Source organism: Candidatus Accumulibacter cognatus, assembly GCF_000584975.1.
GTDB classification, from domain to species: Bacteria; Pseudomonadota; Gammaproteobacteria; order Burkholderiales; family Rhodocyclaceae; genus Accumulibacter; species Accumulibacter cognatus.
In genome coordinates this window covers 1-25066 of sequence record NZ_JDST02000082.1, presented here as the reverse complement: position 1 = coordinate 25066, position 25066 = coordinate 1, and the positions used below count along the sequence as shown (strand labels likewise).

At 65.1% G+C, this 25066-nt stretch carries 25 protein-coding genes and 2 pseudogenes; 19 read left to right on the top strand and 8 right to left on the bottom strand.

Annotation, left to right across the window (positions count from 1 at the left end; translation table 11 throughout):
* Window positions 1-99: 99 nt before the first annotated feature.
* The 10 genes from AW06_RS15215 to AW06_RS15170 all read left to right on the top strand — a co-directional run bounded on the left by AW06_RS15215 (window position 100) and on the right by AW06_RS15170 (window position 11930).
* Window positions 100-963 (top strand): DUF692 domain-containing protein, encoded by an 864-nt coding sequence (locus tag AW06_RS15215; RefSeq protein WP_046535229.1) that lies wholly within the window; start codon window positions 100-102, stop codon window positions 961-963.
* Window positions 947-1816, top strand: a complete 870-nt coding sequence (locus tag AW06_RS15210; protein ID WP_273704771.1) for a DNA-binding domain-containing protein — start codon at window positions 947-949, stop codon at window positions 1814-1816. Before AW06_RS15215 ends, AW06_RS15210 begins: the two co-directional genes overlap by 17 nt.
* Window positions 1817-1894: 78 nt before the next feature.
* Complete coding sequence (locus AW06_RS15205; protein ID WP_034951678.1) at window positions 1895-2188, top strand: DUF2282 domain-containing protein; 294 nt, start codon at window positions 1895-1897, stop codon at window positions 2186-2188.
* Window positions 2189-2260: 72 nt separating this feature from the next.
* Window positions 2261-2755, top strand: a complete 495-nt coding sequence (locus tag AW06_RS15200; protein WP_034951677.1) for a DoxX family protein — start codon at window positions 2261-2263, stop codon at window positions 2753-2755.
* A 36-nt stretch (window positions 2756-2791) separates the two neighbouring features.
* Window positions 2792-3619, top strand: a complete 828-nt coding sequence (locus tag AW06_RS15195) for an SDR family oxidoreductase (protein ID WP_246148994.1) — start codon at window positions 2792-2794, stop codon at window positions 3617-3619.
* A 2-nt stretch (window positions 3620-3621) separates the two neighbouring features.
* The gene (locus AW06_RS15190; protein WP_273704770.1) at window positions 3622-4653 is read left to right on the top strand and encodes a cyclase family protein; all 1032 of its coding nucleotides are present in this window, start codon (window positions 3622-3624) and stop codon (window positions 4651-4653) included.
* A 13-nt stretch (window positions 4654-4666) separates the two neighbouring features.
* Window positions 4667-6130 carry a GMC family oxidoreductase gene (locus tag AW06_RS15185; protein ID WP_034951675.1) on the top strand — a complete coding sequence of 488 codons (1464 nt, stop codon included), beginning with the start codon at window positions 4667-4669 and terminating at the stop codon, window positions 6128-6130.
* The gene (locus AW06_RS15180; protein WP_273704769.1) at window positions 6127-8880 is read left to right on the top strand and encodes a glucosidase; all 2754 of its coding nucleotides are present in this window, start codon (window positions 6127-6129) and stop codon (window positions 8878-8880) included. Before AW06_RS15185 ends, AW06_RS15180 begins: the two co-directional genes overlap by 4 nt.
* A 12-nt stretch (window positions 8881-8892) precedes the next feature.
* The gene (locus AW06_RS15175; RefSeq protein WP_034951673.1) at window positions 8893-9702 is read left to right on the top strand and encodes an aquaporin; all 810 of its coding nucleotides are present in this window, start codon (window positions 8893-8895) and stop codon (window positions 9700-9702) included.
* The gene (locus AW06_RS15170) at window positions 9699-11930 is read left to right on the top strand and encodes an FAD-dependent oxidoreductase (protein WP_273704768.1); all 2232 of its coding nucleotides are present in this window, start codon (window positions 9699-9701) and stop codon (window positions 11928-11930) included. Before AW06_RS15175 ends, AW06_RS15170 begins: the two co-directional genes overlap by 4 nt.
* 353 nt (window positions 11931-12283) lie before the next feature.
* Here AW06_RS15170 and AW06_RS15165 read toward each other — a convergent pair.
* The 3 genes and pseudogenes from AW06_RS15165 to AW06_RS15155 all read right to left on the bottom strand — a co-directional run bounded on the left by AW06_RS15165 (window position 12284) and on the right by AW06_RS15155 (window position 13695).
* Window positions 12284-12655, bottom strand: a pseudogene (locus AW06_RS15165) (type II toxin-antitoxin system VapC family toxin).
* Window positions 12652-12858: an AbrB/MazE/SpoVT family DNA-binding domain-containing protein gene (locus AW06_RS15160; RefSeq protein ID WP_034951671.1), complete on the bottom strand. Its 207-nt coding sequence runs from the start codon at window positions 12856-12858 to the stop codon at window positions 12652-12654. The pseudogene AW06_RS15165 and the gene AW06_RS15160 overlap by 4 nt, the downstream one beginning before the upstream one ends.
* 213 nt (window positions 12859-13071) lie before the next feature.
* Window positions 13072-13695 (bottom strand): LysE/ArgO family amino acid transporter, encoded by a 624-nt coding sequence (locus AW06_RS15155; RefSeq protein WP_034951669.1) that lies wholly within the window; start codon window positions 13693-13695, stop codon window positions 13072-13074.
* 113 nt (window positions 13696-13808) lie between these two features.
* On the opposite strand from AW06_RS15155, the gene AW06_RS15150 reads away from it, so the two are divergent.
* Window positions 13809-14717, top strand: a complete 909-nt coding sequence (locus AW06_RS15150; protein ID WP_034951667.1) for a LysR family transcriptional regulator ArgP — start codon at window positions 13809-13811, stop codon at window positions 14715-14717.
* Between the two features lie 105 nt (window positions 14718-14822).
* Here the strand turns inward: AW06_RS15150 and AW06_RS15145 are convergent, their stop codons facing one another.
* The 3 genes from AW06_RS15145 to AW06_RS20910 all read right to left on the bottom strand — a co-directional run bounded on the left by AW06_RS15145 (window position 14823) and on the right by AW06_RS20910 (window position 17490).
* The gene (locus AW06_RS15145) at window positions 14823-15974 is read right to left on the bottom strand and encodes an acyltransferase (RefSeq protein ID WP_273704767.1); all 1152 of its coding nucleotides are present in this window, start codon (window positions 15972-15974) and stop codon (window positions 14823-14825) included.
* Window positions 15975-16123: 149 nt separating this feature from the next.
* A complete protein-coding gene (locus AW06_RS15140) occupies window positions 16124-16756 on the bottom strand; it encodes a phosphatase PAP2-related protein (RefSeq protein ID WP_034951665.1) in 633 nt (210 codons plus the stop codon).
* A 2-nt stretch (window positions 16757-16758) separates the two neighbouring features.
* The gene (locus AW06_RS20910) at window positions 16759-17490 is read right to left on the bottom strand and encodes a DapH/DapD/GlmU-related protein (protein ID WP_138678429.1); all 732 of its coding nucleotides are present in this window, start codon (window positions 17488-17490) and stop codon (window positions 16759-16761) included.
* A 255-nt stretch (window positions 17491-17745) separates the two neighbouring features.
* On the opposite strand from AW06_RS20910, the gene AW06_RS20905 reads away from it, so the two are divergent.
* The 8 genes from AW06_RS20905 to AW06_RS15095 are packed head-to-tail and all read left to right on the top strand — an operon-like array spanning window position 17746 to window position 24341.
* On the top strand, window positions 17746-18411 hold the full coding sequence (locus AW06_RS20905) for a lytic transglycosylase domain-containing protein (RefSeq protein WP_273704766.1): 666 nt from the start codon (window positions 17746-17748) through the stop codon (window positions 18409-18411).
* Window positions 18408-18848 carry a type II secretion system major pseudopilin GspG gene (gene gspG / locus AW06_RS15125; RefSeq protein ID WP_034951663.1) on the top strand — a complete coding sequence of 147 codons (441 nt, stop codon included), beginning with the start codon at window positions 18408-18410 and terminating at the stop codon, window positions 18846-18848. Before AW06_RS20905 ends, gspG begins: the two co-directional genes overlap by 4 nt.
* An 18-nt stretch (window positions 18849-18866) precedes the next feature.
* Window positions 18867-20063 carry a type II secretion system F family protein gene (locus AW06_RS15120; protein ID WP_034951662.1) on the top strand — a complete coding sequence of 399 codons (1197 nt, stop codon included), beginning with the start codon at window positions 18867-18869 and terminating at the stop codon, window positions 20061-20063.
* On the top strand, window positions 20060-21757 hold the full coding sequence (locus tag AW06_RS15115) for a type II/IV secretion system protein (protein ID WP_034951660.1): 1698 nt from the start codon (window positions 20060-20062) through the stop codon (window positions 21755-21757). Before AW06_RS15120 ends, AW06_RS15115 begins: the two co-directional genes overlap by 4 nt.
* A complete protein-coding gene (locus tag AW06_RS20900) occupies window positions 21738-22586 on the top strand; it encodes a hypothetical protein (RefSeq protein ID WP_273704765.1) in 849 nt (282 codons plus the stop codon). Before AW06_RS15115 ends, AW06_RS20900 begins: the two co-directional genes overlap by 20 nt.
* Window positions 22583-23167: a hypothetical protein gene (locus AW06_RS20895; protein ID WP_273704764.1), complete on the top strand. Its 585-nt coding sequence runs from the start codon at window positions 22583-22585 to the stop codon at window positions 23165-23167. Before AW06_RS20900 ends, AW06_RS20895 begins: the two co-directional genes overlap by 4 nt.
* Complete coding sequence (locus tag AW06_RS20890) at window positions 23164-23766, top strand: hypothetical protein (RefSeq protein WP_273704763.1); 603 nt, start codon at window positions 23164-23166, stop codon at window positions 23764-23766. Before AW06_RS20895 ends, AW06_RS20890 begins: the two co-directional genes overlap by 4 nt.
* The gene (locus AW06_RS15095) at window positions 23763-24341 is read left to right on the top strand and encodes a hypothetical protein (RefSeq protein WP_034951658.1); all 579 of its coding nucleotides are present in this window, start codon (window positions 23763-23765) and stop codon (window positions 24339-24341) included. Before AW06_RS20890 ends, AW06_RS15095 begins: the two co-directional genes overlap by 4 nt.
* 112 nt (window positions 24342-24453) lie before the next feature.
* Here the strand turns inward: AW06_RS15095 and AW06_RS20885 are convergent, their stop codons facing one another.
* Complete coding sequence (locus AW06_RS20885; protein ID WP_273704762.1) at window positions 24454-24684, bottom strand: hypothetical protein; 231 nt, start codon at window positions 24682-24684, stop codon at window positions 24454-24456.
* Window positions 24675-25066: pseudogene (locus AW06_RS15090) on the bottom strand (hypothetical protein); the annotation flags it as partial. The gene AW06_RS20885 and the pseudogene AW06_RS15090, both read right to left, overlap by 10 nt.

The following is a 25066-nucleotide window of genomic DNA, read 5'->3' as shown; positions in this document are numbered from 1 at the left end:
AGGGTTACCCCGGCGGCCATTCCGGCTGCCACGCGAGCCCACTCGATGAGGACAATGCACATGCCTGCTACAACCGAAACTGACTTGAGCCATGGACGCATGACTGCGCTGGGCGCGCTGCGCAGCCGACCGCTTGCCACGGGGATGCCGGCGCGCAGTGGGATTGGGCTGCGCGCGCCGCACTACCGCGAAATCCTTGCGACGCTGCCGGCCGTCGGTTGGTTCGAAGTGCACAGCGAGAACTATTTTGGCGGCGGTCAGCCACTGCACTACCTGGAACGCATCCGCGCCGAGTACCCGATCAGTCTGCATGGCGTCGGCCTGTCGCTGGGCACCACGGACAGCCTTGATCAGGATCATCTGCGGGCCTTGAAGACCCTGATGGCGTGTATCGAACCTGGCCTGGTGTCGGAGCATCTGTGCTGGAGCAGTGTCGCCGGCAGGCATGTGAATGACCTGCTGCCGCTGCCCTATACCGAAGAGGCTCTGGCCGTGGTCTGCGCGCACGTATGCCAGGCGCAGGAGGCGCTCGGCCGTCCAATCCTGGTCGAGAACGTCTCCAGCTATCTGCAGTACTCGCATTCGACGATCGACGAGTGGGACTTCATTGCTGAAGTCGCTGCTCGCAGCGGTTGCGGCATCCTGCTCGACATCAACAACATCTACGTCAGCGCCTGCAACCACGGCTTCGACGCGCGGCACTACCTGAGAGCGGTGCCGGCGGCAGCGGTCGGCGAGATGCACCTTGCCGGCTTCGACCGGATCGCCGGCCTCCTCATCGATACGCACGGCACCCGCGTCGCCGACCCGGTGTGGCAGCTCTACGCTGAGGCGGTCGAGATCTTCGGTGCGCGGCCGACACTGATCGAATGGGATACCGACCTGCCGCCGCTGGCGGTACTGTTGCAGGAGGCGGCTACCGCCGATCACCTGCTAGGGGAAAGACATGCCTACGCTGCGTGAACTGGAGCTTGCTTTCGTGCGCGGCATGTTCGATGCGACCGAGGTCGCAGCCGAGAGCTTCGTCTGCGCCAACGGCATGGCGCCGGCGGCGCGACTGGCAATCTACCGCAACAACATCGTCCACAACTATCGTGAGGCGCTCCGCGACGTCTACCCGGTCATCGAGCGACTGGTAGGTGAGGATTTCTTCCGCTTCGCCGCCGATCACTACATCCCGTGCCATCCGTCCAGCCAGGGCAATCTGCATGGTTTTGGTGGCGAGTTTTCAACTTTTCTCGAGCAATTTCCCCCGGCGGCCGGTTTGCCCTATCTCGGCGACGTGGCGCGGCTGGAGTGGAACTGGCATGAATCATTTCATGCTGCCAACGGTAGCGCGATGGCGATCGACCAGTTGATGTCGGTGGCGGAAGCCATGCTGCCATCGCTGCATTTCCAGTTACACCCGAGCTGCCGTCTCCTGGCATCGCCTTTCCCGGTTGACCGCATCTGGGCGGCCAATCAGCCCGACGCTGCGGATAGTGTGACGGTCGACCTTGCCGCCGGTCCCGTGCGGCTGCTGATTCGCCGTCGGGGTGATGCGATGGCGATCGAGCCCGTCGGCGACTCCGAGTTCGCATTGCTGACCGCGCTGGTGCAGAACATGCCGCTTCAGGCTGCGCTGGACGCGGCGCAGGTGGTCGATGCGAATTTTGACCTCGCGGCCTTTCTGGTGCAGCGGGTAAGCGATAGCACGCTGGCTGGGTTCATCGTTCCGACCAGCACAGCGATCGGGGCGGCGGCCCTTCCCGGTCGCGGGCAACGTGACCAACGATCGCGTTTACAGAAACGTGATCTTTCGGTGAACAGGGCGTGAAGTCCGCTCTGCATACTGACCACAGATGGGATGCCATCCTGTCTGATCTCTTCAACCAACCCGTAAGGAGAAACAACCATGAACCACTCAGAGCAAATCATCCGTAGTGCAATCGCCGGTCTGCTGGCCCTCGGCGTCAGCGCGGCAAGCAGCCAGGCCATCGCTGCTGCCGGTGATAACGAAAAGTGCGCCGGCATCGTCAAGGCCGGCAAGAACGACTGCGGCACGAGCAAGAGTTCGTGCGCCGGAACAGCCAAGGTGGACCGCGACCCGGAGGCCTGGGTGTTCGTGCCCAAGGGGACCTGCGACAAGATCGCCGGCGGCACGGTCACCTCCAGCGCACATGCCAAACCCGGCGGCGCGGGCAAATAAGCCTGGCCTACGCCCTGTCCGCTGCCACCGCAACGGACAGGGCGACGCCGACCCATCCTGAAGGAGAGTGAAATGGATCTCGTAGCGAATCGAAACGGCGGCATCAGCGTACCCGCCGACCATCCTGGCCGTATCGTGCGTTGGGTACAACTCGCGCTGCGCGCCGCCGACTGGCTGGCGCCCGGCCTGGACTTCGGCATCCGTCTGCTGGTCGGCAGCGTCTTCTTTCAATCGGGCCTGACCAAGATTGCTTCCTGGTCGTCCACCGTCGCGTTGTTCGAAAACGAATACGCCGTTCCTGGCCTGCCGCCGGAAGTGGCTGCTTATCTCGGTACCGGCGTCGAACTGTTCATGCCCGTACTGCTGGTGCTTGGTCTGGGCGCGCGTGCCTCTGCCGCGGTCCTGTTCGTGTTCAACATCATCGCCGTGATCTCGTATCCCGACCTGTCCGAGGTCGGCCTCAAGGATCACCAGTATTGGGGCCTGCTGTTGCTGGTGACCTTGTTTCACGGTCCTGGCAAGCTCTCCCTGGATCATCTGATCCGCCGCAAAATTCTTGCCTGCTGAGGTGACGTGATGACTGAATCATGTGGAGCATGCGAAATGCGGATGCATCAGACCAACATCCGGGAAACCACGCTCGATGGTCAGCGCGCCATTGTGACGGGCGCCAACTCGGGCATCGGCGAAGCGATCGCCAAGGGTCTGGCTGAAGCCGGTGCCACCGTGGTGGTGAACTACGTCACCGATGACGAAAATGCCCAGCGCGTGGTCGATGAAATCTGCGCCACGGGTAGCCGCGCTTTCGCCATCAAAGCGGATGTCAGCAGTGAGGAGCAGGTGCAGGCGATGTTCCAGAGTGCCATCAGCGAACTGGGTTCGATCGACATCGTGGTCAACAATGCCGGCCTGCAGCAGGACGCGCCCTTTCACGAGATGACCCTGGCCCAATGGCGCAAGGTGATCGACGTCAATCTCACCGGCCAGTTCCTGTGCGCGCGTGCAGCAGTGCGCGAGTTCCTGCGCCGCGGCCTGATGCCGCAATTGTCGTGCTCCTTGGGCAAGATCATCTGCCTGTCGTCGGTCCATGACCTCATCCCCTGGGCCGGGCACGCCAACTATGCGGCGAGCAAGGGCGGCGTTGCGATGCTGATGAAGACGATGGCGCAGGAACTGGCGATGAAGAAGATCCGCGTCAATGCCATTTCACCGGGGGCGATCAAGACGCCAATCAATACCTCGGCGTGGGCGACGGCGCAGGCGGAAGCGGCCTTGCTGAAGCTCATCCCCTACTACCGGGTTGGCGAGACCCGTGACATCGCGAGGGCCGCGGTCTGGCTCGCTTCGGATCACTCCGACTACGTTACCGGCGCAACGCTGTATGTCGACGGCGGCATGACCCTGTATCCAGAATTCCGGGAAGGAGGGTGAGCATGTACCCGTTTGTCAAGCAGGTGATTCGCGGCCTTGCCGTCGCCACCCTGGCCCTGAGCCTGGGCACAGGGGCGGAGGCGCTGGCCGCGGGTTCCGACTCGCGCGCGCTTGCCACGCCCTTGCCCGATGGCCAGAAGCCTTGGTGGCCAAGCCGTTATGGTGCCGATGACCAGCTCGGAACGCTCAACGAGATCACGCCGGCGATCACCGCCGCCGCCGCCCGCCTGGTAAGGACAGGCACGGTCGTCGACCTCGGTCGCGTTCTGGATGAAAACACCCCCAAGTTTCCCGGTCGCTACTGGCACCAGACCGTCGATATCTCACCCCATTGGACCAACCTGCGCCGTCCCGACGCCGTAGGCCGGGGCTGGGGCCGCAACGAAATCAACTGGATCACCGAGATCCAGGTCGGCACCTTCCAGGTGGGGACGCAACTCGATTCCATCGGCCACATCCAGATCGGCGACCGATTCTACAACGGCTGGACGACGGCCGACGTGGTCGAGGACTGGGGTCTGAGCAAATTCGGCATCGAGACCGTACCGCCCATCGTTACACGCGGCATTCTCGTGGATGTAGCGGCGTACAAGGGGGTTCAACGGTTGCCCAGGGGCTACGTGATCAGCGTCGCCGACCTTGAAGGTGCCTTGCAGCGGCAAGGGATCGATGTCCAGGCCGGCGACGCCGTACTGTTCCACACCGGCTGGGGCGGGCTGTGGGGGCGCGACAATGCGCAATTCCTTTCGGGCGAGCCCGGGCCAGGCCTCGAGGTCGTGCACTGGCTATACGCACGGCATGTCGCGCTCACGGGCGCCGACACCTGGAGCTACGGACCGGTTCCTGGTGAGGACCCCGAGCGTCCTTTCCTCGTTCCCCAGACGATGTACGTGAAGATGGGCCTGTTCGGCCTGGAGAATCTGGCCACCGAGGAACTCGCCCGGCGCCGGGTGTACCAGTTCCTGTTCACCCTGACCCACGCGCGGACCCGCGGCTCCACCGCCGCGGTGATCTCGCCGGCGGCCGTGTACTGAAGGCGGGCACGACATGGACTACGACGTGATCATCATCGGCGCCGGCGCTGGCGGCTGTGCGGTCGCCTATCACCTGACCCAGTCGGGCAAGCGCGTGCTGCTGCTGGAAAAGGGCATGGCCCTGCCCAGAGACGGTAGTACCCTGGATGCCGACAAGGTTCTGCGGCGCGGCATGTTTCTCAGCGACGAGCCCTGGGTCGATCGGCGTGGAGCGACGATCGTGCCCGAGGAACACTTCAATCTCGGCGGCAAGACCAAGTGGTACGGCGCCGCCCTGTTGCGCTTCGCCGCGAACGAGTTTGATGCCGATGTGGATCACGCCTGCCTGGCCTGGCCTTTTCCCTACGAGGAACTGGCACCCTTCTATGACGAAGCCGAGCAGCTTCTCGGTGTGCGCCAGTTCGAGATCGAGGCCAACTTCCAGCAGATCGTCTCCGGTCTTCGGCGCCGGGATGCGCAATGGCGTCGGCAGCCGATGGCCCTCGGCCTGGCGGCGGACATCCTCTCTCATCCCGAGGAAGCGCGCCACTTCGACGCCTTCGCCTCGGTGCGCAGCCTGAAGTGCGATGCCGAATCGTCACTGCTACAGCGAGTGAGCCACAAGCCGAATCTGACCATCCTCACCGGCAAAGCGGTGTCGGGGTTCATCGCCGCCAGCAGCGACGCGACGCGCGTGACCGGAGTGGTGTGCGACGACGGCAGTCGCCATCACGCGACGGTGCTGGTGATCGCCGCCGGCGCCCTGCACAGTCCGCGCCTGCTGCAATCCTACCTGGAACATACGGGTCTGGCGCAGACGTTGCCGAGCTACCGCCAGGTGGGCCGCAATTACAAGGCGCACGTGCTGACGGCCATGCTCGCGCTGTCACACCGTCCGGTTACCGACGTGTTGTGCAAGACGCTGCTCCTACTGCATGACGGCATGCCGCACAGTACCGTCCAGACACTCGGCGGTAATCTGGCCGAGGAGATCGTGCGCAGCCAAATGCCCCGCCTTGTGCCGAACTGGCTGGCGGCGCCGATCGCACAAAGGGTCTACGGCCTGTTCCTGCAGACCGAGGACGGGTCGCATCCGGACAATCGAGTCGTTGCCATGGCGCAGGGCAGCAATCGTCCCCTGCTCGATTATGACCTTGCCCGGCTGCCGGCGGCACAGGCAGAGCACCGGCGCCTCGTGCATACGCTGCAACGCCAGTTGCTTGCTCTGGGGTATGTCGCACTGGTTAGGGCGATCCCGCTCCAGGGCACCGCGCATGCCTGTGGCACGCTGGTAACCGGCAACGATCCGGCGACTTCCGTCGTCGATGCCCACGGCAAGGTGCACGGCATGGGCAACCTGTACGTCGCTGATGGCAGCGTGCTGCCGCGTTCCAGCCGGGCCAACCCGGCGCTCACCATTTATGCCTGGGGCCTGCGCCTGGCAAGCCATCTTGGTAGCACCGTCCTGGCCGGTCAACTTCAATGGAGCAAACGATGAAAGCCAACGAGATCCTGAATAGCGAGCGGCAACGCCTGGAGGCGCAGCACGACGGTCGCGAGAACTGGCGCCTGTGGGGGCCGTACCTGGCCGAGCGCGCCTGGGGCACGGTGCGCGAGGACTACAGCGCGGATGGCAACGCCTGGGGATACCTCGATCATGACCAGGCGCGCGCGCGCACCTACCGCTGGAATGAAGACGGCATGGGTGGCATTTGCGACGAAAAACAGCGCCTGTGCTTCGCCCTTGCGCTATGGAACGGCGAAGACCCGATTCTCAAGGAACGTGCCTTTGGACTGACCGGCAACCAGGGAAACCACGGCGAGGATGTCAAGGAATACTATTTCTATCTCGACGCTACACCGTCGCACAGCTATCTGCGCTACCTCTACAAGTACCCGCAGGCCGCCTATCCCTACGCGCAACTGGTGGCGGAGAACGGCCGCCGCAGCCGCCAGGATCCCCCCTTCAACCTGCTCGACACCGGCGTCTTCAACGAGCAGCGCTACTGGGACGTGGAGGTGCGCTACGCCAAGGCCTCGCCCGAGGAGATTCACATTCGCATCATCGCCAGCAACCGCGGACCACAAGCCGCGACGCTGCACATCTTGCCGACGCTGTGGTTCCGCAACACCTGGTCGTGGGGCGCCGGCGTAGACGATTGGGGCGCCCCCAAAGCGGTGAGCAAACCGCTGCTGGCCGCAGTCCCCGCGCCCAGCGGTGCGCAGTGGGCCGTGCGTGCCGACGACGAGACGCTGGGCGCCTACTTTCTCTACGGCCGGCAGCAGGCCGAGCCGCTCTACACCGAAAACGAAAGCAATGCCGAACGCTTGTGGAACCACCCCAATGCGACGCCCTATGTCAAGGATGCTTTCCATCGTTACGTGGTCAACGGCGAACTGGCGGCAGTGAATCCCGCCCGGACCGGCACCCGATTCGCCGCGTGGCACGTGCTGACCGCGGCTGCCGGAGAGACGGTGAGCATCGAACTGACGCTGGTGCGCGGCGAACTGCAGGCGCCATTCGACCAGGAGGAGGAGGTCTTCGTCCAGCGCGAGGCCGAAGCGACGATCTTCTACGAGGACCTGCAACCGCACTGCAGCGGAGAAGACGCCCGCATTCTGCGCCAGTCGCTCGCGGGCATGATCTGGTCGAAGCAGTTCTTTCACTTCGACGTGGCGCGCTGGCAGGATGGCGACCAATTGCCGCCACCGGCCAACCGCAAACACGGACGCAACCGCACCTGGCGGCACATGAAGGCTGCCGACGTCATCTCCATGCCCGACAAGTGGGAGTATCCCTGGTTCGCCGCCTGGGACCTGGCGTTTCATTGCGCTGCGCTGGCCCTGGTGGACGTGGACTTTGCCAAGGATCAGATCGAACTGCTGCTCAAGGAGACCTATCTGCACCCCAATGGACAGATCCCGGCCTACGAGTGGGCGTTCAGCGACGTGAACCCGCCGGTGCTGGCGATGGCAGCGCTTAAGGTCTTCCGCACCGAGCGCGTGCAACGCGGCAAAGCCGACCTCAACTTCCTGGCGCGGGTCACGCACAAAATGCTGATGAACTATACCTGGTGGCTGAACCGCAAGGACGCCGAAGGCAACAACGTCTTCGAAGGCGGCTTCCTGGGGCTCGACAACATCTCGGTATACGACCGCTCGCAGCCACTGCCGGCCGGCTATTCGTTGAAACAGGCGGATTCCACCGGCTGGATGGCGATGTTCGCGCTCAACATGACGGTCATGGCGCTCGAACTGGCGGCCGAAATGCACGACTACGAGGACGTGGCCATCCAGTGCTACGAGCAGTTCATGGCCATCGCCAACTCGATTGCCGGCCACAGCCAGACCGGTTTGAGCTTGTGGGACGACGAGGACCAGTTCTTCAAGGACCTCGTCGTTGGCCCCGACGGTCAAAGCCGGCACATCGACGTCTTTTCGTGGGTCGGCCTGATCCCGCTGTTCGCCGTCGAGGTGATCGACCAGCGCCTGCTGAAGAACGTGCCGCGCTTCCACGCCGCGCTGGTGGGGCATTACCGAGGGACGTTCAATGGGCACAAGGTGGCCCACTGTCCGATTCAGAGCAACGTCCGCGAAGAACATCTGTTGTCGCTGCTCGGACCGGCGCGACTGAAAGCGGTCTTGCGGCGGGTACTCGACGAGAGCCAGTTCCTGTCCCCCTTCGGCGTGCGCAGCGTGTCGCGCGTACACGCCGAGCAGTGCGACCTGGGCACGCTGCCGGGAATCGGGCAGGCGCTCATCGAATACGTTCCGGGCGAGTCCAACTCGGGGCTTTTCGGCGGCAACTCCAACTGGCGCGGACCGATCTGGATGCCGACCAACTACGTGCTCGTTCAGGCGATCGAAAAGTTTCACCGCTACTACGGCGACAGCTTTCTGGTGCCGGCGCCGTGCTGCGAAGGCGGACAGAGCACGCTGAAGGAGGCTGCCAAACTGATCTCGGAGCGGCTGGTGAACATCTTCCGCCGCACGCCCGACGGACGCCTGCCGGCTTTCCCCGCCGGATCGCCGTTTCACGGCGATCCTCATTGGCGGGACTTGTTGCTCTTCCACGAGTATTTCCACGGCGACACCGGACAGGGCCTGGGCGCGATGCATCAGACCGGCTGGACAGGGCTGGTGGCGAACCTCGTCGAGCGCCGGTATCGCATCGATATTCCGGCCTTCTGGCGGCAGCAGCTGGAAGCAGTGGAAGCACGCCAGCCCGAGACGGCCGAGCAGGTCTAGGAGGGCGTACCGATGCGTCATGTCCTGCGGCAGCACTGGCCCGAGTATCTGATCGAGGCGGCGGGTCTCGGGCTGTTCATGGTCTCGGCGTGCCTTTTTGTGACACTGATCGAGCACCCGGCGTCGCCGCTGCCGCAGGCCATTGGCGATCCCGTGTTGCGGCGCGTCCTGATCGGCCTTGCCATGGGACTCACCGCCATCACCCTCATCTACTCGCCATGGGGCAAGCGTTCGGGAGCTCACCTCAACCCGGCGGTGACGCTGACATTCTTTCGCCTCGGCAAGATCGAGCCCTGGGATGCCCTGTTCTATATCCTCTTTCAGTTCGCCGGTGGAGCCACCGGGATGGCGGTCGCGACCCTCCTTCTGCGCTCGTCCATCCTGTCGCATCCGGCCGTGAACTTCGTCGCGACGCTTCCCGGCGAACAAGGTGTGGCTGTCGCCTTCTTGGCCGAAGCGGCGATCTCGTTCGGTCTCATGTTGACCGTGCTGTTCGTCAGCAACTCGCCGCGAGCCAATCGCTACACGGGACTCGTCGCCGGCGCGCTGGTAGCGGTTTACATCACGCTCGAGGCGCCGCTGTCGGGAATGAGCATGAATCCGGCACGCAGCTTTGCTTCGGCCCTGTCGGCGCAGCAGTGGACGGCGATCTGGATCTATTTCACGGCACCGCCCCTCGGCATGCTCGGCGCCGCGGCGGCCTACGTTGGCTTCAGGGGTACCGCAGCCGTGCTGTGCTGCAAGCTGCACCACGAAAACGGGCAGCGCTGCATCTTCCGCTGCCGCTACGGCGTACAAACCACAGGAGATCAAGAGCCATGACGTACCCACTCGCACCGAAGCTCTCTTACCGACTGGCCTGGCTTTCCGGTCTCGTCAATCTGTCGATCGTCGCCTTGCGTTTTCTCGAGCGCTCGGCCGGCCCGGTGGTCGAGTTGCTGATCCGTCTCACCCTGGCGCAGGGTTTCTTCGTCTCCGGTGTGCTCAAGGCCGCTCAATGGGACAACGCGCTCTATCTGGCAGCCCACGAATATCCGGTGTCGTGGCTGAACCCGGTGAGCGCGGCCTGGCTCGGCGTACTCATCGAACTGCTCGGCTCGGTCCTCCTCGCGGCGGGGCTGGCGACGCGTTTTGCCGCGCTCGCGCTGGCGGCGCTGGCGCTGGTCATCCAGTTCAGCTACCAGACGCTCGACACGCACCTTTTCTGGGCCGCCCTGCTGCTCTGGTTCGTCGTGCACGGCGCCGGCACGCTGTCGCTTGATCGGCTGCTCGCTCGCGGGCTGGCGCGCACGGCGGTGCCCTTTGCCGGAGTGGTGCTCCGCCTGTTTGCCGACGCCACGCACTGGCTGGCACCGCTGTACTCCCTGCTCCTGCGCTGGTGGCTGGCACTCGCCGTGCTGGCTGCCATCGCCGACGTTGCCATCGCCATCTCGAATGGCGGCGAAATGGACCTTGCGGCCTTGTTGCCGGTTACTTCGGCGGCGGTCTTCGCGTCACCCTTGACACTCGTTGGCGCCGCATTGCTGGCGCTGGGTTGCGCCACCCGCCTGGCGGCCCTGCAGCTGATGCTGGCCGTCTCCACCGTGCGCATGCTGGGGCCGGGCGTCGAAGCCGATCCGTATTGGTTCATGGTGCTGGCGCTGATGGTGCTGTGGGGGCCGGGCCTCGTGTCGCTGGATGCGCTGGTCGAGCGCGCGCTGCGCCGACGCTTTCCGCGGCTCGCTGGTCAGCCAGCCTTTGCGCTCGACAGCGTGCCGCGGGTGGTGATCGTTGGCGCCGGCTTCGGCGGGCTGACATGTGCCGCGGCTCTGACGAGCGCGCGGGTGGCGGTGACCGTGATCGACCGTCACAACTATCATCTGTTCCAGCCGCTTCTCTATCAGGTGGCCACCTCGGGCCTGTCCCCCGGTGACATCGCGACACCGGTGCGCGGCCTGTTCCGCGAGCACTTCAACGTGCGCGTGCTGTTCGGCGAGGTAAATGGCGTCGACTCCGTCAGGCAGGAGGTGCTGATGGACGGCCAGCGCATCGCCTACGATTACTTGGTCCTGGCCACCGGCGCGGCACACTCGTACTTCGGCCGCGACGACTGGGCGCCCCATGCGCCCGGACTGAAGCGCGTCGAGGATGCCACCGAGGTCAGGCGGCGTCTGCTCACGGCCTTTGAACAGGCGGAAGTCACCGACGACCCGGCGGAGCAAGCGAGCCTGCTGACTTTCCTCATCGTCGGCGGTGGCCCGACGGGTGTCGAACTCGCTGGCGCCATAGCCGAGCTGGCGAAGTTCGGCATGGAGAAGGACTTCCGCCGCTTCGACCCGGCCGCGGCACGGGTGATTCTGGTGCAGTCAGGCCCGCGCCTGTTGCCGACCTTTGCCGAGGATTTGTCGCTGCGCACCCGGCAGGCGCTGGAGAGGCTCGGGGTCGAAGTGCTACTCGACAGCCGCGTCGAGAGCATCGACGACCGCGGCGTGATCGTCAATGGCCGGCCGATCGCTGCGCGCACCGTCTTGTGGGCTGCCGGCGTCGTCGCTTCGCCTGCGGCGAAGTGGCTGGGTGCGGAGGCTGACCCGGCCGGCCGCGTCAAGGTCGGGCCGGACCTGTCGGTACACGGCTTGCCCAACGTCTTTGCCATCGGCGACACGGCGCTCGCCAACGCCTGGAACGGCACGCCGGTGCCTGGCCTGGCGCCGGCAGCCAAGCAGGGCGGCCACCATGTCGCGCGGGTGATCCGGGCCCGCGTCGAGGGTCGGCCGGCGCCGGCCGCTTTTCAGTACCAGCACCTGGGCAGTCTGGCCACCATCGGGCGCAAGGCGGCGGTGGCGGACTTCGGTTTCGTCAAGCTGCACGGCGGACCCGCCTGGTGGCTGTGGGGTGCGGTGCATCTCGGCTTCCTGGTCGGCCTGCGCAACCGCATCTCGGTCATGCTCGACTGGTTCTGGGCCTATCTCACGTATCGCAGCGGCACGCGGCTCATTACCGGCGGCGCTGGCAGTCAGAAGACCGGGCAGCGGTGCGCGGTGACAGCGTTGCAGCGGCAAGGTGCGGCCTGAGAAATCCGGCGGGCGGCTCAACAGCCCGAGGTATTGTGCAGCGGCACGAGCAGCAAGACGGGATCACCGCAGGCCGGGGCAGCCCGCCAGGTCATGGCTGCGACAAGGCAATCGACATCATCTGGATCGCCAAGGCCAAACCGAGTTTCAGGCCACTGCGTTTCTGATTCGAGCATTATTGCACCGACTGTCTGCCCGCCGCTGTCAGCCCCAGTGGGAGGATACCCTCGTCGGCAAGTACGGTCGTCGTATCCCTTCCCTGTTTCCCGGCCCGTAGCCCAGATTGCAGATCAGTTGCTCTTTGTACGTGCTCACCGAGTTGAACACGGTCTGGTGTTGACACTATCCCGTCGCTATTTTGCCACGTAGCGCACATCGGGCAGATCGGCGAAGTGCGCATCCTGGGTCCAAAGCGTGGCGCCATGCTGACGGGCTGTGCACAGAATGATGCTGTCGGCCAGTGCCAGTTTACAGTCAACGGACAGGCGGGCTGCGCTCAAGGCCAGGCTATCGTTCAGATCGACAACCCGTGCCTACCGCATGACGGCTGCCGCACGTAGCGCATCTTGCTCGCTGCGCTGCTGGAGAACGCGTTTGAACACCTCGAACAGGCACAGGCTGGGCACGATCAGCCGATCCATATCCTCGATAGCCGGCGCAAAGAATGACGCGTTCCCGCCGTCGGCAAAGTACTCCAGCCAACCGCAGGAGTCCACGAGATTCATGCCCGGTCGCCCTCCCGCTCAACCGTGCTGTCGATGCCGCGCAAGAAGCCGCGCAGTTGCTGAGGCGATTCCAGCGGTAGCAACTCGATCCGGTTGTCGTAAGCCAGGACCTGCAGCTTTCGGCCGGCTTCGATGTGCAGTTGCTCGCGCACGGCCTGCGGAATGACAATTTGAAACCTGGGTGAAACGGTAACTGACAACATGCTGCGCTCCTGATCTACCATTGCCGATCAATTCCGGCTCAAATTATAGCCGACAAGATTCCCATGCATGGGAGGACGAAGAGTACAAGCTTCGGGTCAAGTATTTCGCCACCAGGTTGCGCAGCAAGGGAATCGATGCCCGACTCGACGCATGGCACGCCAACGGCGTTGCGATTTCCGAGTTCAGGAATCATGTGCCCAGGTCTGTCCATGCTATCGCGCACTCACCAACCCCAGCGCCAGGCCGAACATCACGAGTGCGATGCCCGTGTCGAGTACGCGCCAGGCAGCGGGGCGGGCGAACAGGGGGACGAGCAGGCGGGCGCCGTAGGCGAGCGCGAAGAACCAGCTGATGCTGGCGGCGAACGAGCCGAGGCCGAAGGCCCAGCGGCCGGATTCGCCGTGCTGGTTGGCGAGGCCGCCGAGCAGGATTACCGTATCGATGTACACGTGCGGGTTGAGAAAGGTGAAGCCGAGGCAGGTGGCGATGGCGGCGGCGCGGCTGGCCGAGCGGCCTTCGTCCACGGTCAGCCGTTCACCATGGCGGGCACATTGCAGCGCGCGCCAGCCGCAGCAGACCAGGAAGGCGGCGCCACCGTAGCGGGCGAGGTCCAGGGCGGCAGGGTGGGCTTCGATCAGCTGGCCGAGGCCGGCAGTGCCGATGGCGATGAGCAGCGCGTCGGAAAACGAGCAGATCAGCGCGACCGGCAGCAGGTGTTCGCCGCGCAGGCCCTGCTGCAGGACGAAGGCGTTCTGCGCACCGATGGCGACGATGAGCGCCAGGCTGGCGAGGAAGCCGGCAACGAAGGAAACGGCAAAGGGTGGGGAGGCGAACACGTGGACTCCTGCAAGAGTTTCGTCGATCGGATGCGTTGATGGCGGTAGCTTAGCGAGCGACAATGAGAAAGAAAAACTAATTTTTCTAACCATTCGTTAATTCCGCTAATGAAATGAATCTCGACAACGCCCAGCTCGCTGCCTTTGCCATGGTGATCCGCGAAGGCTCGTTCGAGGCGGCGGCGCGCCGCCTGCATGTCACGCCGTCGGCGATCAGCCAGCGCATCAAGCAGCTCGAGGAGCGCCTCGGGCAGGTGCTCGTGCAGCGCGCCACGCCCTGCGTGCCCAGCGTCGCCGGGCAGGCGCTGGTGCGATTTGCCGAGGAGGTGGCGCTGCTCGAAACCGAGATGCTGGCCGCGCTCGGTTCGTCATCCGGCGAGGAGCCGCCGATGGTGCGGATTCCGGTGGCGGTGAATGCCGACTCGCTCGACAGCTGGTTTCTCGACGTGCCAGGTACGCTGCCGGACGGGTTGCAGGTGGTGTTCGACCTGCACGTCGACGACCAGGACCACTCGGCGGTGCTACTGCGCGAGGGCTCGGTGATGGCCGCGGTCAGCGCCAACCCGGCAGCAATCCAGGGCTGCAGCGTGGCGCCCCTGGGCTTGATGCGCTACCTCGCGGTCGCGTCACCGGGATTCCTGGCGCGGCACTTCGCGGACGGCGTCGACGCGGCGGCGCTGCGGCGGGCGCCGATGCTCCGCTTCAACGCCAAGGACGGGCTGCAGCACCAGTTCATCGCCGCCCGCACGTCCGAGGCGGTGGCGCCGCCGATTCATCTGGTGCCCTCGGTGCACGGTTTTGTCGGCCTGGCGCGGCGCGGGCTCGGTTGGGGCATGGTGCCGGAGGCCTTTGCGCGCCAGCCGATCGCGGCCGGCGATCTGGCCGAGATCGTGCCCGGCGCGTACCTCGACGTACCCCTCTACTGGCACTGCTGGCGCCTGCCATCGGCGGCTCTGGCGGCGCTGACGGCGGCGGTGGAGCGGGCGGCCGCGGCCGGGCTGTGGCCGATGCCGAAGGGCTAGCAGCCTGCCGGACTTCAACGCTTTGGCGTGATACGGGATTTCCTGCTCAAGAATGAGCCATTCCGCCCAAGATTCTGGCTGTGTCAGCCCAAGTCCGACAGGTTGCTAGCGAAAGGGCGTGCTCTGGTCGCTTGCCAGGTCGGTCGCAGCGGCAGCGAGCGACTCGCCGGCGAGGTAATGACTGCTGCGCAACAGAAAGCGCTTTTCAACCAGGTGCCACATGGCCAAGGCACCCATGCCCGTCAGGAGAATCAGGGTGGCCAGGAACCACCCGGGGCGGTCACGCAAGCAGCCGCCCTGTACCAGCAGCTGGATCACCGGAAAATGGATGATGTAGACGCCATACGAGAAATCACCGTACTTGGCGAAGTTCCCCACGTACAGGAACAGCGCGAAGAAAACGACCACCGTGGCGAGCGCCAGGGGTTCAAGGAGTGGCAAGGGAACAATCGTATCGACCGCCAGCACCAGGGCTGCGGCGAGCAGAAAACAGACCGGGCGGCGCTCAAACAGCGGCAGGAAGTAATAGAGAAAAGCCCCCGCCATGAAGTACGAGAGCTGCCCCGGCAATTGCCGAGCCAGTTCCAGGTAGATTCCGGAACCCGTGCGCTCCGCGGCCGCGGTCAGCAAAGCGACATAGGCAAGCGACAGGCCATAGGTCAACACGAGGACGGGCAGACGCGCAAAGCGCCGAAAAAGGAAGACAAAGAAAGGCACCATCAGGTAGAACATGACCTCGATCTTGAGCGTCCACAGCGCGCCGTTGACCGCCGCCAGAGGGTTGGATTCGAAAACGCCGGGCAGGCCTGGCTGCAGGAAATTCAGGAAGAAGAGGTTGGCCAGAACGTATTTGCCCCAGTCCAGGGAAAAATAGCCTTCCACTCCTTGCGAACCGACCGCCGGCAGGGCGACTGCGCAAAGCATGACGACGGTGAAATAGGCCGGGTAGATTCGCCGTATGCGCTTGCGCGCGTAAGACGCCAGCGATGACGAGCGTTCAAAGCTCATGAACACCAGAAAACCGCTGACCACGAAAAACCCCTTCAGCGCCGAGGCCGGTGACAAGACGCGGGCAAGCCAGGCGAGTTGCGGGTACCCGGAAAGATCGTAAGCGTGCACCAGACAAACGGTGGCCGCGAACAACAGCCGCAACAGATCGAAGTTGTTCCGGGTCAGTCGCGGGCTGTCGTACGGCAAGACGTGATGCTCCAGTTCGGGAGGTTTTCCGTGGGTATCGGCAGACTCATGGTAACTCAACGGTCATGGCTTTGTCAGACATCACCGATGATGAAAGACGGGATCGTTTCCCCCTTGACTCCTTGCCCGCGAGCAGGCCAGGAGGAGGTTCCTGAGTCGCGGCTACGACCTGCACGGGACAATGGCGGCAGCGGGTTTTCCCTGCCGTCTCACGTTGCCAGACCCGGCCAGAAAGCGACGCCGACCATCAGCGCGGCGAACAGTCCCGCCAGCACGTCGAGAGTCCAGTGCGCGCGCAGCACGATCACCAGGAGCATCTGCAGCAGGGCCAGCCATACCCCGCACATAGTCAGTGCCGGGATGTTCAGGGTGGCGATCTGGATGGCTCCGTAGACGGCCAGCGCGGTGTGCCCGGAAAAGAAGAAATCGTTGCCGACGGCGTAAGTGACGAAGAGCGAGGGAAAGCCTGGGTCGCGCCAGATGATTCCCGGCGGCGGTGGCAGGGCGACCACCGCCTGACTCAACTGGCGCAAGGCGAACAAGCACAGCAAGCCCCAGAAAGGGGTGAAACTCGGGCCGAGAACGGCGTAGCCGAGGACGAACAGGGTTACTGCATCGATTCCCAGCGAGCTGCTGATCAAGGCCGCCCTGGCCGCGCCAGGATGTTCGTGCAGCCAGGCGTTGCCGCGGGCGGTGAGCCGGTGCAGCTGGTCGTGGATGCCCGCACCCTCGAGATGGCGGGCGCCGATCAGGCGCTGGGTGAAGAACCAGGCCAGCAGGCTGCCGGCGATCGCCAGCAGCCGCAGCGTGATGGTTTCCCAGGCAGGCAGGTCGGCGAGCACGTTCAGTTCGCTCCGTTGCCGGCAGCCGCGTCGCGCTCCAGCTCGACGCGCTGGGCGGGAATCCCGGCCCAGGTCTCACCGGCCGGAATACGGGTGTTGGGCAAAACGAAAGAGCCGGCCAGAACCTTGGCCTTTTCGCCGACCTCGACGCCGCCCATGACGATCGCGCGCAGGCCGATGGTCGCGCCGGCGCCGAGCCTGACCGGTGCAATCACCAGATAGCCGCCCTGTGCATAATGCGCCATGATGCTCGCCGAGCCACCGATGGTCACCCCGTCGGCCATTTCGATCAGCGACGGGTCGGCGATGGCGGTCGAATTGATGGTCACGTTGCGCCCGATCTTCATTCCCATCAGCCGGTAGTAGAGTTGTGCGAAAGGCGAGGGCGTCACGAACTCCAGGAACGAATAACGAACCACCAGCGTCAGCGTGCAATGCACATACCAGCGCAGCGCAGTCAGCGATACCGCCGGGCCGCGATAGGGTTGCAACCGTCCGCCGAGCAGGAAATTCAGCAGCGGCGCGACCATCAGCAGCGTCAGGCCGTAGGCGAAATAGCTGGCCGCCAGCGCCAGACCAGTCAGCGGATAACGCCAGGCCGACGAGAAGGTGGCCAGCAACGGTGAAAACACTTCTTCAAACAGCCCTGTGGCAGCCCCGAGTGAGAGACCTGCCGCGGCAATCGCAAGGGCGATGAAGGGCAGGGGGCCGATGAGGGCAAGGAGTCTTTGCATGGCAGTAGGCCGAAAATCAGTCGAGGGTTTCGCCAGACCTGGCGACAGGTGCCTGCTCCGTCTGCAGACGACATTCGCAGTCTGCGCCTGCCTATCCGCGAAGTGTTCAATCATGCCATACGGAGCTTTTCCTTGATACTCCAGTGATCGTCCGAGGTCTGCGCCTGGACTTTCCTTTCCAGAGAGGTCGGGCACTCCAGTTTTGGAGGGCCGCGTGTTATCCTCTGCGCTCGAAATTTACCTGCCGAGTCACCAATGGGTCGTTCATGGGAGAAATCTGCTGGTTCCTGGGCGCCGCCTGAGCGGCGGCGAGTTGCCTTGGCCGGGCTCGTGGGCGCGCTGCTGCTGCATCCGGCGATGGCCAGCGCGACAGGCAGCGTTTACGTCTCGTATGCCGCCGATGGGGTGCCGAGCTACGCCAGCCAGCGCCTCGATCCGAGCTACCGCTTGCTGATCCGCGGCGAGAACCCGCCCCAGGATCGCGGCACGGCGTCAAGGAAGCTCGCGAGGGTGGACCAGGCCGCCGGAAAACTGCAATTGACGCCGCTGATCGACCACTACGCACGCCTCCACCAGGTCGCGCCCGAACTCGTGGCGGCGGTGGTCGGGGTGGAGTCCGGGTATAACGCCCGGGCCGTCTCGCCGAAGGGCGCACTCGGCGCCATGCAGCTCATGCCGGCGACGGCCGCCCGCTACGGGGTCACCGATGCCGGCGATGCGGCACAGAACATCGATGCCGGCGTGCGTCATCTCAAGGATCTGCTCAATGCGCATCAGGGCAACGTCGCCCTCGCCCTGGCCGCCTACAACGCCGGCCAGGGCGCGGTGGCCAGGCACCGCGGGCGCATTCCGCCGTATCCCGAAACCATGCTGTATGTCCCGGCGGTACTTGCCGCGGCGGCGCGGGGAACCCGGCCATGATCCGACCCGTAGCCGGCAGCACCCCGGATCGGCGCCGCGCGCGCGGCTTCACCCTGCTCGAACTGCTGGTGGTGGTGACGATCATCGGCCTCCTGGCCGCCTATGTCGGCCCGAAGTATTTCTCGCAGCTGGGCAAGTCGGAGCAGGGCGTCGCCAAGGCACAAATCGAGGCTTTCGCGCGCGCCCTCGATACTTACCGGCTCGACGTCGGCCACTATCCGACGACGGAAGAAGGGCTCAATGCGCTGCTGACCAGGCCGGCCAATGCCACCCGCTGGAACGGGCCGTACCTGCAGAAAGCGGTGCCGCTCGACCCCTGGGGTCGCGCCTACCTCTACCGATCGCCAGGCACCACCGGCGACTTCGACATCGTGTCCTACGGCAAGGACGGCCAGCCCGGCGGCAGCGGGGATGCCGCCGACGTCAGCAATCAATGAGTCTGTAGCGGAGACGGGATGCGCTTTGAGGTTCGCGCCTTATCGCCCGACAATCTGATCGAGACGCACAGCGTCGATGCTCCGGATGCCGCTGAAGCCGGCCGCATGCTGCAGCAGCAGCGACTGCAACCGCTGTCGATCCAGGCCGCCGCCGCCCCGGTCATGGGAGCCGTGCCGGGTCGCGGCAACAAGGCGTTCTCGCTGCTGCTCTTCAGCGCCGAACTGCTGGCTTTGCTGGAAGCCGGACTGAGCCTGGTCGAGGCCTTCGAGGCGCTGCTCGAGAAAGAGTCTTCGCCGAGTTCGCGGTCGGTGCTCGAACACCTGACGCGCGACCTGCGCGAGGGTCTGCGTTTTTCGGCGGCGCTGGACCGCCAGCCCGACGTCTTCCCGCCGCTCTATGTCGGCATCGTCCGCGCCGCCGAGGGAACCAGCGATCTGCCGCGCGCGCTGGCGCGCTACCTCGACTACCAGACGCGCCTGGAAACGGTGCGCAACAAGATGATCAGCGCCCTCATCTACCCGGTGATCCTGCTGATCGTCGGTTGTGGCGTGACCCTGTTCCTGATGGGCTACGTGGTGCCGCGCTTCGCCGGCGTCTATCAGGGCAGTGGCCGTTCGCTGCCCTGGCTGTCGCAACTACTGCTCGACTGGGGACAGTTCGTCGGCCAGCATACCGACCTGGTATTCTCCAGCGTGCTGGCGCTGGCGCTGGCGGCGGCCTACGGACTGCGTCGATTGATCGGCAGCGGGCGCTGGATCGTCTTCCTGACGCGCCTGCCTGGCATCGGCGAACGGGTACGCATCATCGAACTGTCGCGGCTGTACCTGACCACCGGCATGCTGCTCGAGGGCGGCATTCCGATCCTGGCGGCGCTCGATATCGTCGGCAACACCGTTTCACCGACGACGCGCGCGGCCCTGCTGGTCGCCCGCGGCATCATCTCCGACGGTGGCACGCTGTCGCAGGGTTTCGACCACTGCGGCCTGGCAACGCCGATCGCCTTGCGCATGCTGCGCGTCGGCGAGCGATCCGGACAGCTCGGAGCGATGCTGACCCGTTCGGCGCTGTTCTACGAGGGCGAAAGTGCGCGCTGGATCGAGCGCTTCACCAAGGTCTTCGAGCCTGCGCTGATGACCGCCATCGGCCTCCTGGTCGGGCTGATCGTGGTGCTGCTGTACCTGCCAATCTTCGACCTCGCCGGGGCGCTGCAATGAACGCGCCCGCGCCCGGCGACCGCTTCCTGACCGACGACATCCTGGCGCAGGCCAGGCGCCAGGCGCTGTTGTCGGGACGTTCGCTGCTTACCGAACTCGAGGCGCTGACCGGCAGCGAACCCCGCCAACTGGTCGCCGATCTGGCCAGGCGCTTTCGCCTGCCGGCCATCGATACCCCCGCGATGCTGGCCTGTGATCCGGCATTCGACCGCTTGCCGCTGGTCAAGGCCCAGACGCGCGGCTGCGTGCTGCTGCGCTCGCCGCAGGCGGCGGGTGACGGCCAGATCCTCGGCGTCATCGCCGATCCTTTCGACGCCGACAGCATGGTCTGGCTCGGCAGCCTGGCCGGCACGCCGGTGCATTTCTGCCTGGCGCTGGCGGCGGACATTCAGGCCTATCTGTCGAAGCACGAGGAGTCGCTGCACGCAGTGCATTCGCTGTTGCAGGATGAGGGCAGCACGCCCGAGCGGCGTACCGCCGAGGTGCTCAGCTTCGCTTCGGTCAGTGGCGCTTCGAGTCCGGCGGTGAAACTCGTCAACTCGACCGTCTATGACGCGGTGCGGGCCGCCGCCAGCGACATCCACCTCGAAAGCACGCCCAGCGGCATCACCATCAAGTACCGTCTCGACGGCGTCCTCGATACCGTCGCCCAGATCAGCGGCGTGGCGCTCGCCGAGCAGGTGATCTCGCGCCTCAAGGTGCTGGCCGAACTCGACATCGCCGAGCGACGCATCCCGCAGGACGGCAGCTTCCGGGTCGAGGTCTCCGGCCGCGACATCGACCTGCGGGTGTCGATCATGCCGTGCATCCATGGCGAGGACGCGGTCGTGCGCATCCTCGACAAGCGCGGCGTCATCGAGGCGCATGGTTCGCTGACGCTCGACTCGCTGGGTTTTGACGAGCATGCCCTGAAGTCGCTGCGCAGGCTGGTCGAAGAGCCCTACGGGATGTTGCTGGTCACCGGCCCGACCGGTTCGGGCAAGACCACGACGCTGTACGGCGCGATTTCCGAGATCAACAACGGTCGCGACAAGATCATCACCATCGAGGACCCGGTCGAATACCAGTTGCCCGGCGTCCTGCAGATTCCGGTCAACGACAAGAAGGGGCTGACCTTCGCGCGTGGCCTGCGCTCGATTCTGCGTCACGACCCCGACAAGATCATGGTGGGCGAAATCCGTGACCGCGAGACCGCCGAAATCGCCGTCCAGTCGGCGCTGACCGGGCATCTGGTGCTGACCACGGTACATGCCAACAATGTCTTCGACGTCTTCGGTCGCTTCACCCACATGGGCATCGACCCCTACGCCTTTGCCTCGGCGCTCAATGGCATCTGGGCGCAACGCCTGTTGCGCGTGAACTGCAGCCGCTGCAGCGAAGCCGACAGGCCGCGCGATGCCGAGCTCGCGCGCTTCCATCTGGCCGGCGGCGATCTGGCGCATTACGATTTCCGCCGCGGCCGCGGCTGCGGCGATTGTCGTGGCAGCGGTTATCGTGGGCGCAAAGCGGTTGCCGAGATTCTCAACCTGAACGACGAGCTGCGCGAACTGATCATCGAGAAGCGCCCGATCCGACAACTGAAGGAACTCGCCTACCGAAACGGCACGCGCAGCCTGACCGAGGCCGCGCTGCGCCTGGTGGCGCGCGGTGAAACCACGCTCGAAGAGCTGCGTCGTGTCACGCTTTCGGGTTGAGCGCTTGCTGCTCGGCTGCGCGGTCGACCGTGTAGTGCTGCTGGCGCTGCCGGTGGCGGCGAAGTCGGCCGTCGAAACGCTGGCGGCGCTCGATTTCGACCCGGCGCAGCCGCCATCGCTTGCCACGCTGTGCGGCGCACTGTCGGCGCTGGCGCCGGCGCAGCCGATCGCCCATGCGGCCCGCCTCCCGCTGGTGGTGACGCTCGATGACAGCCTGGCGCGCAGCTTCGTGGTCATGCCACCACGCGGTGCGCGGGGTCTGCGCGAACTGCGGGCGAGTGCAGCGGCACGCTTTGCGGCCTTGTACGGCGAGTCCGCCGAGCCCTGGCTGCTGGCGGCCGACTGGCAGGCTGCGGCACCTTTCGTGAGCTGCGCGCTGCCGCGGGAACTCTACCAGGCGCTCGCGGGACTCGCGCTCGCGCAGGGCTGGCGGCTGGATTCGGTGGCTCCGGTGCTGGTTCGCGTCTGGAACCGGGTGTGCCCCGCGATTCCTGCCGACGGCTGGCTGGGGATCGGTTTCGCTCGTACCCTGACGCTGGTTCACCACCAGCAGGGCGAACTCGCCGGCCTGCGTACGCTGCGGCTGCCGGCGGCGCCGGATCTGGCCGAACTCGAAACGCTGCTCGAACAGGAGCGTCTGCGCAACGCAGTCGGTGTGGGCATGCCGCCAGGGCCATCGCTGTTATGGACAGGAGGCGCCAAATGGTTGCCGGCAGCGGCGACGGTTGCCGGGATCGCTTCACGGACTCTCCCTCTGCCTGGCTCGAAGGGGTCGCCGGGCGAGCAGCCAGCGGCCGAGCAACTGGCGCTGGCCGGAGGGCCGCGATGAAGCGACTGCAGGTCGATTTCGTCGCGCCATCGCTGTGGCGTCTGCCGGTCGCGGCGCGTGCCCGGCTGTTTCTGGTGACGCTCGCGCTGCTGGCCTTTTTTATCGGCATGGCGATCCTCTGGCAATGGTTGCGACTCGATCAGCAGGTCGAGGCCGCGAATGCCGCGCTCGCGCTGGCGCGGCAACAGGTGCTGTTGCAAACCCCGCCAGCGCGCGTGTCGCGGGTCCTCTCCGAGCCGGAGATCATCGCCATCAACAGCGCCATCGGGCAGCTCAATACCCCCTGGCCGGCGCTGCTCGACGCTTTCGAGAGCGTCGCGACTCCCGACATCGCCCTGCTGCAGATCGAACCGGACCACCGCCGGCGACTGGTCAAGGGTCTGGCCGAGGCGAAAGATCATCAACACCTGCTGGCCTACCTGGCGGCGCTCGGATCGACCCGGCCTTTTGCCGGTGCCATGGTCAGCAAACAGGAAATCAACGAGAAGGATCCGACGCGGCCGCTGCGTTTCCTGTTCGAGGCGCTGCTCGACGATGGATCTGCTGAAGTGGCAAGCGGACAGCCCCAGGAAGAGCCGTGATCCGTCTGGCACTGCTCGTGGACCGCTTACGGCTGGCCGCCGAGCTCTGGCTGCGGCGGCATGGCCCCTGGTGGTTGCTGCTGGCCGTCCTGGGCTGCTTGCTGCTGGGCCTGGCGATGGCCGTGATTCCCAGGCTGGAAGCCGATCTGGCTGGAAAACAGGCCATCCTCGAAGAACTGCGGGCACTCGCGGCGAGCGGTCCGGAACCGACGCCGGCGCCCGTCTCCCCTTCGGAAAGTCATTACGAAGCATTTCGCGAGACACTGGCCGCAGAGGATCAGGTGCGACCGAGCATCCAGGCCATTCTCGATGCGGCGGCTGCGCATCGCCTGCTGGCCACCCGCGCCGAGTACCTGCCTGGCCACGATGCCAAGGCGCAGGTCGACACCCTGCAGATGATCTTGCCGGTGAAGGGGCGCTACCCCGACGTGCGGCGCTGGATCGAGGAAATTCTCGCCACGCAGCCCTACACCGCGCTCAATGAACTCGGCTTCAAGCGCGAGGAGATCGGCATCAACCAGATCGAAGCCAGGGTTCGCCTGACCCTGTGGTTGCGGCCGGCCGGCGCCACTGCCGCGACCAGCAGCATCGACCCATGAATCGCCGTCGCTCGATCCTGTGGTTGCTGCTGGTCGCGGCGGCGTGGCTGGCGCTATTTGGCGACAAGACGCCGGTCGATGCGCCGAGCGGGGAGGTCGTGCAGGCCGCTGCGCCACGGACTGGCGGCCGCCCTGGCGCCGGCGCATCCTCTCCGGCGTCCGATGCCGGCCGGCCGGCCGGGAGTGCCGCGGAGAAGAAGACATCGACCCGCCTGGAAGTCGCCGCATTGATCGCGCGCGCGCAGTTGATCCCGGCGGTGGCCGAAGAGCAGGCGAGTCGTGAGCCTCGTGACCTCTTTCCCTCGCTGAGCTGGTTGCCACCGCCGCCGATCCCCGAGAAGCCGGCGAAACCTCCGCCGCCGACGGCGCCGCCGCTGCCCTTCGTGTACCTCGGCAAGAAGCTCGAAGCGGGCCAATGGGAAGCCTACCTCGGACGTGGCGAAGAAGTGTTCATCGTTCGCGAAGGAATGACCCTGACCGGTCTCTACCGGGTCCAGGAAATCAGGCCACCGACGCTGACGCTGCTCTATTTGCCCTTGCAACAGTCGCAAACCATCCCGATCGGGGGATCGTAATCGTGAACTACGCAAAAGCCAGTTACAGCGTTATGAGGTTCCCCCGAAATTTCGTCTTTCAAAGGTGACGTAAGATGGACGTTACTTTGGAGACTGAAGTTTAGAACCACGTTTAGAAACACGCCATTCCCCGCTGGCCTGGATTTCTCGATGGGCAAGCACTGATCAATACGACAAAGGACTGCTTCAAGCCAGAATCAGGCGCAAACGCGACCAAGTTTGATCGGGCAGGAACATCTCGCACCATACCGCTCGTACCGGGAACCCCTTTCAGGATTCGCGCCACGGCAATGACCGAGCGCAGCCGAATCCGCTGCACTTTGCCGTACAGCATCAGTTCCATTTCCTGTATCGGCAAGGCTTCGCACATCGCAGCATCGATCCGCCGGCCGTACTGGCGCTGGCGTCCTCGACGTTTCGGCTCTCTGCTTCGGGCGGCAGAAACAAGGCGGTATCGCTGCGCACCTGTCCGATGATGCGGACCTGTAGTTCGAGCAAAGGAAGAATCAGCGTGCTGCGCATGAATCCGGCATCGATCAGCCAGCGCACCCCCTTGGCGTTCCCCTGGATCGAGTCCATCCACTGCCGCGCCACCCAGAGCTTGCCCCGTTGGTCCGATTCTTCGACCAGCCACGAGCGAATCGGCACCGTCAGCGCCGAACCCAGCCGGATACGAACAACCATTGCCAGCGTGACCCAGCACGGGCTGTTCAGAAAGGTCGGCC

Bases quoted from the DNA above. Each gene is read 5' to 3' on its own strand.
- AW06_RS15185 (WP_034951675.1), top strand. From the start codon at position 4,667: ATGGACTACGACGTGATCATCATCGGCGCCGGCGCTGGCGGCTGTGCG.
- AW06_RS20885 (WP_273704762.1), bottom strand. From the start codon at position 24,684: ATGGAACTGATGCTGTACGGCAAAGTGCAGCGGATTCGGCTGCGCTCG.
- AW06_RS15195 (WP_246148994.1), top strand. From the start codon at position 2,792: ATGCGGATGCATCAGACCAACATCCGGGAAACCACGCTCGATGGTCAG.
- AW06_RS15095 (WP_034951658.1), top strand. From the start codon at position 23,763: ATGAATCGCCGTCGCTCGATCCTGTGGTTGCTGCTGGTCGCGGCGGCG.
- AW06_RS15180 (WP_273704769.1), top strand. From the start codon at position 6,127: ATGAAAGCCAACGAGATCCTGAATAGCGAGCGGCAACGCCTGGAGGCG.
- AW06_RS20905 (WP_273704766.1), top strand. From the start codon at position 17,746: ATGGGTCGTTCATGGGAGAAATCTGCTGGTTCCTGGGCGCCGCCTGAG.
- AW06_RS20910 (WP_138678429.1), bottom strand. From the start codon at position 17,490: ATGCAAAGACTCCTTGCCCTCATCGGCCCCCTGCCCTTCATCGCCCTT.
- AW06_RS15120 (WP_034951662.1), top strand. From the start codon at position 18,867: ATGCGCTTTGAGGTTCGCGCCTTATCGCCCGACAATCTGATCGAGACG.
- AW06_RS15215 (WP_046535229.1), top strand. From the start codon at position 100: ATGACTGCGCTGGGCGCGCTGCGCAGCCGACCGCTTGCCACGGGGATG.
- AW06_RS15200 (WP_034951677.1), top strand. From the start codon at position 2,261: ATGGATCTCGTAGCGAATCGAAACGGCGGCATCAGCGTACCCGCCGAC.
- gspG (WP_034951663.1), top strand. From the start codon at position 18,408: ATGATCCGACCCGTAGCCGGCAGCACCCCGGATCGGCGCCGCGCGCGC.
- AW06_RS15150 (WP_034951667.1), top strand. From the start codon at position 13,809: ATGAATCTCGACAACGCCCAGCTCGCTGCCTTTGCCATGGTGATCCGC.
- AW06_RS20895 (WP_273704764.1), top strand. From the start codon at position 22,583: ATGAAGCGACTGCAGGTCGATTTCGTCGCGCCATCGCTGTGGCGTCTG.
- AW06_RS15175 (WP_034951673.1), top strand. From the start codon at position 8,893: ATGCGTCATGTCCTGCGGCAGCACTGGCCCGAGTATCTGATCGAGGCG.
- AW06_RS15205 (WP_034951678.1), top strand. From the start codon at position 1,895: ATGAACCACTCAGAGCAAATCATCCGTAGTGCAATCGCCGGTCTGCTG.
- AW06_RS15210 (WP_273704771.1), top strand. From the start codon at position 947: ATGCCTACGCTGCGTGAACTGGAGCTTGCTTTCGTGCGCGGCATGTTC.
- AW06_RS15190 (WP_273704770.1), top strand. From the start codon at position 3,622: ATGTACCCGTTTGTCAAGCAGGTGATTCGCGGCCTTGCCGTCGCCACC.
- AW06_RS15170 (WP_273704768.1), top strand. From the start codon at position 9,699: ATGACGTACCCACTCGCACCGAAGCTCTCTTACCGACTGGCCTGGCTT.
- AW06_RS15115 (WP_034951660.1), top strand. From the start codon at position 20,060: ATGAACGCGCCCGCGCCCGGCGACCGCTTCCTGACCGACGACATCCTG.
- AW06_RS15160 (WP_034951671.1), bottom strand. From the start codon at position 12,858: ATGTTGTCAGTTACCGTTTCACCCAGGTTTCAAATTGTCATTCCGCAG.